Origin of the sequence: Salmonella enterica subsp. enterica serovar Typhimurium str. LT2 (assembly GCF_000006945.2) — a bacterium.
GTDB lineage: Bacteria > Pseudomonadota > Gammaproteobacteria > Enterobacterales > Enterobacteriaceae > Salmonella > Salmonella enterica.
The window spans coordinates 4,215,496-4,227,229 of the sequence record NC_003197.2; the positions used below are offsets into that span (position 1 = coordinate 4,215,496).

11 protein-coding genes and 17 other annotated features are annotated in these 11,734 nt (G+C 49.3%); of the genes, 1 reads left to right on the forward strand and 10 read right to left on the reverse strand.

The window, feature by feature from the left end; genetic code table 11:
• Positions 1-116: 116 nt before the first annotated feature.
• Together glnA and STM4008 are read right to left on the reverse strand one after the other, a co-directional pair.
• The gene (gene glnA / locus STM4007; RefSeq protein ID NP_462887.1) for a glutamine synthetase occupies positions 117-1,615 on the reverse strand. Within the gene, positions 117-1,526 belong to an annotated coding region; the region does not span the whole gene.
• Positions 1,505-1,937, reverse strand: a protein-coding gene (locus STM4008; RefSeq protein ID NP_453298.1) for a putative cytoplasmic protein. Within the gene, positions 1,505-1,933 belong to an annotated coding region; the region does not span the whole gene. The genes glnA and STM4008 overlap by 111 nt, the downstream gene beginning before the upstream one ends.
• Positions 1,537-1,542: a ribosome-binding site (putative RBS for glnA; RegulonDB:STMS1H003938), on the reverse strand. It overlaps the preceding gene by 6 nt.
• Positions 1,588-1,596 (reverse strand) — a -10 signal (putative -10_signal for glnA; RegulonDB:STMLTH004639).
• Positions 1,607-1,615: a -35 signal (putative -35_signal for glnA; RegulonDB:STMLTH004639), on the reverse strand.
• Positions 1,662-1,668, reverse strand: a protein binding site (putative binding site for NR(I), RegulonDB: STMS1H000293).
• Positions 1,700-1,716 (reverse strand) — a protein binding site (putative binding site for NR(I), RegulonDB: STMS1H000299).
• Positions 1,732-1,748, reverse strand: a protein binding site (putative binding site for NR(I), RegulonDB: STMS1H000298).
• Positions 1,734-1,750: a protein binding site (putative binding site for NR(I), RegulonDB: STMS1H000296), on the reverse strand. Its footprint overlaps the feature before it by 15 nt.
• Positions 1,775-1,795, reverse strand: a protein binding site (putative binding site for CRP, RegulonDB: STMS1H000102).
• Positions 1,891-1,896: a ribosome-binding site (putative RBS for typA; RegulonDB:STMS1H003940), on the forward strand.
• On the opposite strand from STM4008, the gene typA reads away from it, so the two are divergent.
• The gene (gene typA / locus STM4009) for a GTP-binding elongation factor family protein (RefSeq protein NP_462889.1) occupies positions 1,891-3,725 on the forward strand. Within the gene, positions 1,902-3,725 belong to an annotated coding region; the region does not span the whole gene. The genes STM4008 and typA overlap by 47 nt on opposite strands.
• Positions 1,932-1,937: a ribosome-binding site (putative RBS for STM4008; RegulonDB:STMS1H003939), on the reverse strand. Its footprint overlaps the gene before it by 6 nt.
• Positions 3,726-3,779: 54 nt before the next feature.
• On the opposite strand, the gene STM4010 is transcribed toward typA, so the two are convergent.
• The 8 genes from STM4010 to yihO all read right to left on the reverse strand — a co-directional run bounded on the left by STM4010 (position 3,780) and on the right by yihO (position 11,718).
• Positions 3,780-4,520 (reverse strand): putative hydrolase gene (locus tag STM4010; RefSeq protein NP_462890.1). Within the gene, positions 3,780-4,514 belong to an annotated coding region; the region does not span the whole gene.
• Positions 4,499-5,381 (reverse strand): putative inner membrane protein gene (locus tag STM4011; protein NP_462891.1). Within the gene, positions 4,499-5,377 belong to an annotated coding region; the region does not span the whole gene. The genes STM4010 and STM4011 overlap by 22 nt, the downstream gene beginning before the upstream one ends.
• Positions 4,515-4,520, reverse strand: a ribosome-binding site (putative RBS for STM4010; RegulonDB:STMS1H003941). Its footprint overlaps the gene before it by 6 nt.
• On the reverse strand, positions 5,374-6,615 hold the full coding sequence (locus STM4012) for a putative coproporphyrinogen III oxidase and related FeS oxidoreductase (RefSeq protein NP_462892.1): 1,242 nt from the start codon (positions 6,613-6,615) through the stop codon (positions 5,374-5,376). Before STM4012 ends, STM4011 begins: the two co-directional genes overlap by 8 nt.
• Positions 5,376-5,381: a ribosome-binding site (putative RBS for STM4011; RegulonDB:STMS1H003942), on the reverse strand. Its footprint overlaps the gene before it by 6 nt.
• Before the next feature lies 1 nt (position 6,616).
• Positions 6,617-7,499 (reverse strand): putative membrane-associated metal-dependent hydrolase gene (locus STM4013; RefSeq protein NP_462893.3). Within the gene, positions 6,617-7,492 belong to an annotated coding region; the region does not span the whole gene.
• Positions 7,485-8,515 (reverse strand): putative periplasmic protein gene (locus STM4014; RefSeq protein ID NP_462894.3). Within the gene, positions 7,485-8,510 belong to an annotated coding region; the region does not span the whole gene. Before STM4014 ends, STM4013 begins: the two co-directional genes overlap by 15 nt.
• Positions 7,494-7,499, reverse strand: a ribosome-binding site (putative RBS for STM4013; RegulonDB:STMS1H003943). Its footprint overlaps the gene before it by 6 nt.
• Positions 8,510-8,515, reverse strand: a ribosome-binding site (putative RBS for STM4014; RegulonDB:STMS1H003944). (Lies within the gene STM4014.)
• Before the next feature lie 7 nt (positions 8,516-8,522).
• Positions 8,523-9,376 (reverse strand): putative cytoplasmic protein gene (locus STM4015; protein NP_462895.1). Within the gene, positions 8,523-9,371 belong to an annotated coding region; the region does not span the whole gene.
• Positions 9,371-9,376, reverse strand: a ribosome-binding site (putative RBS for STM4015; RegulonDB:STMS1H003945). It overlaps the preceding gene by 6 nt.
• A 151-nt stretch (positions 9,377-9,527) precedes the next feature.
• The gene (yshA, locus tag STM4016) for a putative outer membrane protein (protein NP_462896.1) occupies positions 9,528-10,231 on the reverse strand. Within the gene, positions 9,528-10,220 belong to an annotated coding region; the region does not span the whole gene.
• Positions 10,226-10,231: a ribosome-binding site (putative RBS for yshA; RegulonDB:STMS1H003946), on the reverse strand. Its footprint overlaps the gene before it by 6 nt.
• Before the next feature lie 56 nt (positions 10,232-10,287).
• The gene (yihO, locus tag STM4017; RefSeq protein ID NP_462897.1) for a putative GPH family transport protein occupies positions 10,288-11,718 on the reverse strand. Within the gene, positions 10,288-11,709 belong to an annotated coding region; the region does not span the whole gene.
• Positions 11,713-11,718: a ribosome-binding site (putative RBS for yihO; RegulonDB:STMS1H003947), on the reverse strand. It overlaps the preceding gene by 6 nt.
• Positions 11,719-11,734 lie beyond the last annotated feature (16 nt).

Below are 11,734 nucleotides of genomic sequence, written 5' to 3' on the forward strand. Positions count from 1 at the left end.
TGCTGCTGCGTTGGCTGCCTTCGCTTACCCCAGTCACATCGCTATCTATGCTCCTGGGGATGTGCTCAGTTGCTGCCTTGCAGCAACGCGAAATTTGTCGGATTTTTAATATACGATTAAACGCTGTAGTACAGCTCAAACTCTACCGGGTGCGGGGTCATACGCACGCGGTCATCTTCTTCGCGACGCAGCGCAATATACGCATCGATCGCTTCATCAGTGAACACGCCGCCTGCTTTCAGGAACTCGCGGTCCAGGTCCAGCGCGTTCAGCGCTTCTTCCAGAGAACCCGCTACCTGTGGGATCTCTTTCGCTTCTTCCGGCGGCAGGTCATACAGGTTTTTGTCCATGGCTTCGCCCGGGTGAATCTTATTCTTAATCCCGTCCAGACCGGCCATCAGCAGGGCGGCAAAGCACAGATACGGGTTAGCCGCCGGGTCCGGGAAGCGAACTTCGATACGGCGCGCTTTCGGAGACGCCACCACCGGAATACGGATGGAGGCGGAACGGTTACGGGCGGAGTAGGCCAGCATCACCGGCGCTTCGTAACCCGGGACCAGACGCTTGTAGGAGTTGGTGGTCGGGTTCGCCAGGGCGTTGATGGCTTTGGCGTGTTTGATGACGCCGCCGATGTAGTACAGCGCTTGTTCAGACAGGCCGGCATATTTGTCGCCAGAGAACAGGTTGGTGCCGTTCTTCGCCAGAGACATGTGGCAGTGCATACCGGAACCGTTATCGCCGAACATCGGTTTTGGCATAAAGGTCGCGGTCTTACCGAAGCGGTGAGCCACGTTATGCACGACATATTTGTAAATCTGAATTTCGTCGGCTTTTTTGGTCATGGTGTTAAAGCGGGTCGCCACTTCGTTCTGACCTGCGGTCGCTACTTCGTGGTGGTGCGCTTCAACGACCAGGCCCATCTGCTCCATGACCAGACACATTTCAGAACGGATATCCTGCGCGGAGTCAACTGGCGGAACCGGGAAATAACCGCCTTTCACGCCCGGACGATGGCCTTTGTTGCCGCCTTCGTACTTGGTAGAGGAGTTCCAGGCGCCTTCAATATCGTCAATCGCCACATGTGAGCCGGAGATAGATGCGCCGAAGCGGATGTCGTCGAACAGGAAGAATTCAGGTTCCGGCCCAAACAGGACGGTATCGGCGATACCGGTCGCGCGCAGGTAGTCTTCCGCACGTTTTGCGATGGAACGTGGGTCACGGTCATAACCTTGCAGAGTGCCAGGCTCCAGGATGTCACAACGGATAATCAGGGTGGAGTCCGCGAAGAACGGGTCGATAACCGCAGTGGACGCATCGGGCATCAGCACCATGTCGGATTCGTTAATGCCTTTCCAGCCGCCGATAGAGGAGCCGTCAAACATTTTGCCTTCTTCAAAGAATTCGGCATTTACCTGATGAGCAGGAATCGTGACGTGCTGTTCTTTGCCTTTGGTATCGGTGAAGCGCAGATCGACAAACTTCACTTCGTGCTCGTTCAGCATCGTCAAAACGTGTTCAGCGGACATACTTGTACTCTCCCGGATTGGTCATGGTCGGTCGTCGTGGTAACGAGATCTTCAATTCTGCTGGCCGTGTCGCCGTAAAAATATAAAGCGAAATCTGTGCCAACTTTCACATTGCCCCCAAAAGGCGTTATCATGCGCACCATCGTGCAAAAGGGCTGCACCACGGTGACTATGTTGCACCAAAATAGTGCTTTAATGTGAACATTAAGCACCACATTGGTGCAACAGAACGCAAGCCACCCTTTTAACGCTCCGTGAAAGCGATCACAAAGAGACTCTGCAATACTTGTTTGCGGAGGATGTTTGTGATCCTGTTTTGTAGTGCGATTAATCCGTGTACAATAACGCGCTATTTCTAATGCCTGAGGCAAAGTTGTGATCGAAAATTTGCGTAACATCGCCATCATCGCGCACGTTGACCATGGTAAAACTACCCTGGTTGATAAGCTGCTCCAGCAATCCGGTACGTTCGACGCGCGTGCCGAAACTCAAGAGCGAGTGATGGACTCCAACGATTTGGAGAAAGAGCGTGGTATTACTATCCTCGCTAAAAACACCGCTATTAAATGGAATGATTACCGTATCAACATCGTTGATACTCCCGGGCACGCTGACTTCGGTGGTGAAGTAGAGCGCGTCATGTCCATGGTTGACTCTGTGCTGCTGGTGGTTGACGCATTTGACGGCCCGATGCCGCAAACGCGCTTCGTGACCAAAAAAGCCTTTGCTCATGGCCTGAAACCCATTGTGGTTATCAACAAAGTTGACCGTCCTGGCGCGCGCCCTGACTGGGTTGTTGACCAGGTATTCGACCTGTTTGTTAACCTCGACGCGACCGACGAACAGCTGGACTTCCCGATCATCTACGCTTCGGCGCTGAACGGTATCGCGGGTCTGGACCACGAAGATATGGCGGAAGACATGACCCCGCTATATCAGGCGATTGTTGATCATGTTCCGGCGCCGGACGTTGACCTCGATGGTCCGTTGCAGATGCAGATCTCCCAGCTGGACTACAACAACTATGTTGGCGTTATCGGCATTGGCCGTATCAAACGCGGCAAAGTGAAGCCGAACCAGCAGGTCACTATCATCGATAGTGAAGGGAAAACCCGTAACGCGAAAGTAGGTAAAGTGCTGACGCATCTGGGTCTGGAGCGTATCGACAGCAATATCGCCGAAGCGGGCGATATCATTGCGATCACCGGTCTGGGCGAGCTGAACATTTCCGACACCATCTGCGACCCGCAGAACGTTGAAGCGCTGCCGGCGCTGTCCGTTGATGAGCCGACCGTGTCTATGTTCTTCTGCGTTAACACCTCGCCGTTCTGCGGTAAAGAAGGTAAGTTTGTGACTTCTCGTCAGATTCTTGACCGTCTGAACAAAGAGCTGGTGCATAACGTGGCGCTGCGCGTTGAAGAAACCGAAGATGCGGATGCGTTCCGTGTATCCGGTCGTGGCGAACTGCACCTGTCCGTGCTGATTGAAAATATGCGTCGTGAAGGTTTCGAACTGGCGGTTTCCCGTCCGAAAGTTATCTTCCGTGAAATCGACGGTCGTAAACAAGAGCCGTACGAAAACGTGACGCTGGACGTCGAAGAGCAGCACCAGGGGTCTGTCATGCAGGCGCTGGGCGAGCGTAAAGGCGACCTGAAAAACATGAATCCGGACGGTAAAGGCCGCGTACGTCTCGACTACGTGATCCCAAGCCGTGGGCTGATTGGTTTCCGTTCAGAATTCATGACCATGACTTCCGGTACGGGTCTGCTGTACTCCACCTTCAGCCATTACGACGATATTCGTCCGGGTGAAGTGGGCCAGCGTCAGAACGGCGTACTGATCTCCAACGGTCAGGGTAAAGCGGTGGCGTTTGCGCTGTTCGGTTTGCAGGATCGCGGTAAGCTGTTCCTGGGTCACGGCGCGGAAGTTTATGAAGGCCAGATTATTGGTATTCACAGTCGCTCCAACGACCTGACGGTAAACTGCCTGACCGGTAAGAAACTGACCAACATGCGTGCGTCCGGTACGGATGAAGCGGTGATTCTGGTTCCGCCAATTAAAATGAGCCTTGAGCAAGCGCTGGAGTTCATTGATGACGACGAACTGGTAGAAGTCACCCCAACCTCTATCCGTATCCGTAAACGTCACCTGACGGAAAACGATCGCCGCCGTGCGAACCGTGGTCAGAAAGAAGAGTAATTAACGCTCTTACGGATAAAAACCCTGCCGAAATGAAAGCTCGGCGGGGTTTTTTTATTCACGTTGAGAAAGGGATAAGGTTGCCAAAAAATCAGCAATCGCTGGCGTATTATGCCGACCAATGACGCTATCCGCATACACCTTTGCCCGAGCGCTGGCATTCCCCATCGCGACGCCCAATCCGGCTAAACGTAGCATTTCCGCATCGTTATCATTATCGCCAAACGCCATCACTTCGCGCATTGCGATATGCTGTTGCTGTGCATATCTGGCGAGGCTTTGTCCTTTGCTACACCCCTTCTGGAGAATATCCAGTTGATGATGCCAGGACCAGGTACAGCTTAGATGTAATTCATGCTGTATAAACTCAGCAATATTTTGTAGTTGTTTTATGTGCCGATGAACGATGCTGATTTGCCAGATATTCTCCCTACTGCTTAGCTCATCAGCCTGAAAGATTATTTTATCATCAGCACGAATTGTCGGTTTAAGCGGATATACCCGCGCCAGTATTTTTTCCGTTTGTAAGTGCGTCAGCGGCAGCGGGTGAAGGATCTGCTGTTGAGCCGGTTGATAAATATAGCTTCCGTTACAACAGATCATCGGTTCGGTGAGCGCCAGCGTTTGATAATACGCATAGGCTTCACGATGAGAGCGGCCGGTGACAAGCATTATTCGGCAGCCCATGTCCTGCATCTGACGGATGGCGGTTAGCGACTCTGGCAGAATTTGTTTATTACGGTTTAGCAGCGTTCCATCAAGATCAAAAGCGATTAAACGATATCGCATGAGCGTCCGATCCTAAAACAGCGTGAGGCATCCAGGTGATTCAGCAATGGAATATCGAGACGGTGCTGATAAGCGAGAAAACAGTGGCATTGCTTTGCCTGGCAGGCGGGAGAATTGAGCCGTTGTTGATATAAATTACCCATTTTAATTTTGCTGATATGACAAGCAAAAAGATCGCCTTCTGCATTCATAAAAATACTTTTTCTTCCTGCGGTACAGATATCCAGCTGCGCTGGCCACTGCTGCGTTTCAATCACATACAGCGGATCGAGTTCGCCGAAGGCGATGGTTTCCTCAACGGTATGCCGGGTATTGGCACACTCGTTGGCGTTAAACCAAAAATAATTCTGGTCAGGCAACTGCTGGCGGAGCCAACGAAACTGGTCGATATCTTTCATACTGGCGACAGCCCCCGCGCACCAGGTTATTCCGGCGGCAGAGAGCGCTAAACACTGCTGGAGAAAGCGCTCAGCGGTAATTTGTGAGGGATGAAAAGAACACCATAACCGAAGCTTTGAGATATCTCCGCCGCCAGCACGAAATGATTCCAGCAATGACATTAACGAAAAAGAGGCGTTAGTTTGTATGCCGACCGCCTGAACATGAGGATAGCGGCTAATTTCTGCCAGCGCCGCCATGTAATAACGCAAGCGTAGCGCCTCGCCATAAGGCGTAATCATCACATTCAACGGCGTACCTAAAAGAGGCAAATGGTCAACCATGCGCCATAGCGCGGCTTCGTCGCGTTTTTTATCGTTACGGGCGTGTTTATGGAACGGGCAATAGCCGCAATGATAATTACACGATTTAAGATAGCCGCGATAAAACAGCGTGTGAATATCGCGCAGGGCGGGGGCGCTCATCTCTGCCGATTCTCCCGTAGCATCACCTCAGGCGAAACGAACACAGGAGCAAGGCAATCGGATAATGCCATACCGGTCTCCGTTAGCCGGAGGCGACTGCCATTCTGATAGCAGTAACCCTGCCGTATGAAGCGTTCAAGGTCGGGGAAATCCCTTAGCGCATCGCTGGCAAAATATTGCTGATAATCGCTAAGAGAAAGTCCCTGCCAGAAAAATAGATTTTTAATGATAAAGCGGCGTTTCATTTCATCAGGGGGAAGCAGATAACCGTGATTAATGACGGTTTTATCCGGGCTGTCGATAAACGCCTGAATGATTTTTCGTGATGTTTGCAGGTTCGACGACCACGGTGAACAGTAATGCAGATTGCCAAGATAACTTCTGCCGCCCGCGCCGAGCGCCAGTGAGTTTTCAAATCCGCAGCTTTCCGCCGCGGCGGATGGCGCTGGATTAAGGACGAAACGGCGCATGGACGTTTGGGTGTAGCCCGCGTTGCGTAAAAGATCGCGGGCTAAAACGTAGTAGCTATGCATATTTTCCTGGCGAGGCATATTATAAAGCGGATAAAGAAACAGCTCTTCCGGTTGATAAACGAGCGCCTGATGTAATGATTCCGTCAGGCTTGCGTGAGTCTGTCCGGGAATGCCATAAATAATATCAATATTGAGTGATGGAAAATGACCCGCCTTTAGCCATTCCAGCGCCTGGTGCGCGCTGGCGGCATTGTGGCGGCGGTGCAGCGTATGTAACTCGCTATCATGAAAACTTTGTACGCCAATACTGACGCGATTAACGGAAAAGGCGTTTAATAGCGCTACTTTTTCTGCTGTGGTATCCGTAGGGGAAGTTTCAATCGTTTTATAAATATTCCAGTCAACATTGAGCACATCAAAGACGGAAAAAAATAACTTCTCTAATTGCGCAATATTTAATAGCAGAGGTGTGCCGCCGCCTACGGTAAAGCTTGCCCAGTGGGCGGGCGCCAGCGCCATTTGTCGGCCCTGGGTAATAATCGCGTCGATATAGCTATCAATGAACGTATTATCTGCGCCAGTGCAGGTAAATAAATTACAGAACCCGCAGCGACTTTGACAAAAGGGCATATGAACATACAGATGTGTGTCGTGCTCGTAAATGCGCGGTTTTACTTCGCTAAAGCTGACGTTCTCCAGCTCCCGATAAGCCGTCTTATGCGGATAACTGTACATATACTGACGATAAATATCATTGTTATTCATATTAATGATTACAGCTCAGCAAGAAATGCATATAGGGAACGGTATTAACGATCGGATGATTAAAACTATGGAAATATTTCCCGTCTTCGCCATAGCAGGTACCGTGATCGGAACAGACAATAACGAACGTTTCGCCGCCAGTTTGGCGGAAAATGTTCAGTAATCCGTCGATGCGGGCGTCGATATAGCGTAGCGCGGCGGCATGGGTCTCAACGGTATCGCCAGGGGCCGCGCCCTCAACGTAAAAATGGTTAGGGTAATGAATCGTGTCGATATTGATATACATCATGACCGGTTGGCTGCCAGCACGCTCGGCCATGATTTTCTGGATATAATGGATCTGGTTATCCATACTCTCTTTAACCGTACAGGCAAAGCGTGGATGCCAGTAACTCTCTTTAAACATCGACGGGAACACTTTTCCCATGCCGGAGCGGTTATTAAAGAAAGAGACGCCGCCAATACAGATGGTCTGGTAGCCTTTATTTTCCAGACTTTTTATCCATGTTGCGTCATCAAAGGCAAATGCATTTTTCGGGCCTTTACGACCAAGTCCGATATCTTTTGGGAAAAACAGCATGGTCTGATTAACGGTATCATCAATAGGTTTTGGCATAAAACCTGAAAACATGGCGTGATGCGAAGGCCAGGTAAAATTACCGGCCGCTTCGCATTTCGTCCATTGTCCATAATGATTAAGGTTGGGCGTATTTCCGGCGGTTTGTTCCTGAAGCGCAATGTCGTAGCGTAACGAGTCCAGCACAATAAAAAGAATATGAGCGTTATTACTAATTAGCGCATTCATATCGAATTCGCCATCGCCTGTGTCAATCGACGCGTGCAGCGAGACGGGGACTTCATCCATTGAATTATACATTTTGCTTCCTCATGGCCCGGATTTGCGCCTGATAAATTAGATTATTCTGCTGCGCATCCTGATAAATCAAATCACCCTGGCCATTAATTTCAATAATATACGGCGTCAGGCTGGTGGTAAGTAAAACATCAATACCCGCTAAGCGAATGCCAGGGAAAAGTCGCATGGCATTTTGACAGAGCGTATCGATCTCAGTCACTTTTGCGGCAGATAACTCCAGACTTTCGAAGCAGTAAGCCTGGTTTTGCAGATGTAAGTTAGTAATGGGCTGCGAGGAGGTTCTGACCACTCGCCAGATAATTTCGCCATCCAGGCAGACGATGCGTAAATCATAGGTTTTATGCTTTACGCTGGCTTTGGGCAGCCACTGTTCGACGAGGTTTTCCTGCTGAAGAACGCCATTAATAATGAGCTGGATATCTTCTTTCTGACGATACTGTTGGATTTTTTTGCTGTTAAATAGCTGTTGTCCTGATATGACAATCGCGCTGTAAAGCACCTGCTTTATGCCATCAGGGTGGCGGCGCAAAGCGATAACGCCCGCCGCGCCAGAACCCAGCGAGGGCTTAATGAACACGCTGGCGACCCTTTTTTCCTCCATGATGGCGGTGAGCTGTGCAAAACTTTTTACGTCTTCCGCTACCAACGGCGGCGTGGGGATGCCGTGTTCCAGTAAGCGCCGCTTGCAGCGTTTTTTATCCAACAGGTGAATGAGGCCCGCCGGATGGTTAAGCCAGGTGACGCCAGGACGCGCCGCCATGTTCTGCAAAAAATGGATATAGTCCAGACCGATCGCGTTTATTTTGCGGATGTCTGTTTCACTGTGTACTGGCGGGTCGATTTTAACGATGCCAGAGGTCAGCGAAGCGTCCAGCGCTTGCGGATGAGTCAGCGCCGTGACGGGTTCCCCAAGTACGGCGGCAGCCTGCATAAAATAATGCGTGCGCTTGCTCTGATGGGGGCCAATGAGCGTAATCACAATAAATCCCTTTATCGTTGAGTAGGGGAATGTGCACATTCCCCTACTCAATCACTCGGTGTACATCGCATTCATATAAATATCGCCATCGTAATCATCAGGCTCCAGAGCTTCTGAAAGATTCAGGTTTATCGGCAGTGTGGCTTTTAGCTTTTCCTGCATCTCCGGCGTCAAATAGTGGTGGTGGAGATCGAGTGTTTCCAGATGCGCAATTCGGTCTTTATGCTCCAGCAGCGCCTCTGCGCCGTTGTCCGTTAAGGTACCGCATGAGAGTTCCAGCACGTTAAGCTGCGGCAGGATATTACTTTCCAGCACCCGGCGGGCGATATCATCCTGCTCTTCGCTGTTCATCAACCCCAGATGGGTGAGCTGAGGGAAAAGATCTTTCGATGCCAGCGCCATCACGTCATCCAGCGAACCGTCAAAACCGTATCCCTCTACGCCCAGGAAGAGCTTCAGCGTTTTTAATGCAGGGAGCTGCGCATTTTGTAGTTCGGCAAGTACGTTAGAAGGGATGCCGCCGGAAATGATTTCCAGGTGCTCCAGTTTCTCATGATGTATAGCGCCCAGTCGCAGATCCGACGCGCCTTTAATAATCAGTTCTTTCAGATTGGGTAACGCCGCATAGAGCCTGGAATAGTCACCTTGTTTAATCCAGGAGATCTCGCAGTCTTCGCTCTCCATATCACCGATAAACAGTGATTCCAGGTGAGTAAAGCGGGAGGCGTTCTCCACAATCATATCAATAATAGGCTGGCAGGTTTCGTCTTCCCAACAATCACCCCAGTTACCAATGGTCAGTGAGCGAAGCTTTGGCAGATCTTCATCGGTTAAAATCAAATTAATGAGCTGTTCCTGGGTTAATTCATTGTCCCAATCAATATTAAATCGCTTATTCATTTGTTTCCCTTCTCTATAAGCATGAATATGGTAAAACGCTTTGCGAATATTATCATGGCGCTTAGGGGCGGGATATCGGGAGTCTGATTCAGGATGAATGAGCGGGCAGAACAACTACCCGCTGTGATGCTGATTCGTAAAATAGAGGCAATAATATCAGAAGAAATACTTCGCCCCGATACGAATCTGGTTTTGCTCTCTATGGTAGGGGCCCACGTTACGATCTAACCAGCGTAATTCAAAGTAGGGCAACCAGTGTTCATTGATACGATAACGGAAGGTATTAGTGATTTCCCAATGATGCTTCGTACCATTACTACTATTAAAATCATTAACGTTATAAAAATAGTGTGGTTCAAAGGTATAAGAAAATTTATCGGTAATGATAAAATTCCAATAGTTACCGATTTCATAGCTGTCATTATTATCCAGTTCGCCATTCAAATCGGTTGAACTATAATTATTGTGATTATATCGGTTACGTACCGTAAGATTAAACCACGGGGTAAATTTATAGTTAACATCCAGATAGACGGCGCCGCCGGAACCAATGCTTTTGTCGTTTATTAACCCCCCAGGCTGGATGGTTAATTTATCTGTAGGTTTAAATAATGGATACCAGCCCTCAATCTCATTATAACCGTGCTTTAATTCATCATCACGCTGTAGCGTATAGGTATTGGTCAACATAATTCCGGCCCCCATATCGGAGTTATAGCCGACGCGCAGCATAAACTCCATTTGGTCAGACGCCAGGTTATAGGCCTCACGGTTTTCTACATAAGCGCCAGCAAAAACAGAGGTGGATATTACTGAAGTTAATATCACTAGAGTATTCAGAGATTTCATAATAAATCCATTTTTCAAATATAGGGAAGCCGCCATCCATCGGGATGGATAAAGCGGCAAGCGTCGTTTAATTATTTACAGTAGAAATACTTTGTTTATTATTAGTCGCGACAATTTGATTACCTGTTTTCTTTCGTTGGGCAATTTCCTCGATAATAAAAGCGAAACGTTGTTCATTGAGCTTATAAAAAAAGCCCATCGTTAGTGCTGCGATAATGGCAAGACCGCAAGGCCATAAAAAAATGAGCTGACGCAAACCAAGCAACGTGGTGTCACTTTGAGCTATGTTGGGGATATAACCGATTTGCGTCAGCATAATACCTGGCAAAAAGCCAGCAAGCGCAGCGGAAATTTTGCGGGAAAAGGTATAACCCGTATACACCGAGCCTTCAGCGCGAATACCCGTTTTCCATTCACCGTAGTCAACCGTATCCGGAACCAGCGCCCAGTTCAGGCTGTTGACGAAAGCGGTACCGAAGAAGGCGATACAAGAGAAAATAACAAACAGGAATGACGTTCCACCCCAGATAAAATTCAGGATATCGCCAACGGCCCACAATATCAGACCACCAAGATAAACCTGTTTTTTCCCGAAGCGTTTTACCGCAGCAGGTACTAATAAAACACCAATCAGGATACAGCCCATGCTGAAAAAACCCATCCATGACAACAAATGAATATCGTTCAGCACGTACTGAGTGTAATAAACCTGAATGGCCAGCTTGATATTAAAGGCGGCCAGCGTGCACAAATTGGCAACGCAGAGCACCAGCAGCGGCGGATTACGAAAAATCGCGCAGAAGGACTTCAATATGCTGGGTTTATGCGTGTCAGGTACGGTTTCGATATACCGTTCTTTTACCCCGCTAAAGCACCACCACATGCTGAACAGCCCGCAGACCGAAAAGATGACTGCTGCAATCAGATAACCCAGCGAAGGGGAACGGGTAAACAGCGCCTGAATGGGCATAAAACCTACGGTACAAAGAAGAAGGCCAATGGTAGCGCCGCCTTGTCGCCATGCGGCGAGCTGGGCGCGCTCATGCGGATTTTTGGTAATAGCGGGTACCATCGCGCCGTATGAGCAGTTCATCAGGCTGTAGAACAGACCGAACAACATAAACAGCACCGTCGCGAAGGCTGTTTTAACGGGTAAAGTAAAGTGAGTGGCAAAGAATTGCGCAGTAGCAACCAGAGCGACTGGAAATGACGCATACAGAATAAAAGGCCGAAACTTTCCTTTTGCGCCAATATTACGGCGTGAGTCCAGCAATACGCCGGTGAGCATATCGGTAAAAGCGGTGAAGAATTTCGCCACCAGAAAGATAATTCCACCGTAATATGCAGGCATCCCGAGTTCATCGGTATAAAACTTCAGTAGATACAGCGTACCGATACACAGCATCAGATTTGAGCCGAAATCGCCCACGCCATAGGCGCATTTTTCCCGCAGGCTCAACTTTAGCGTTAGCGGATCATGATTAGACATAATCGCCTCTCAAAACGCCCCGCAG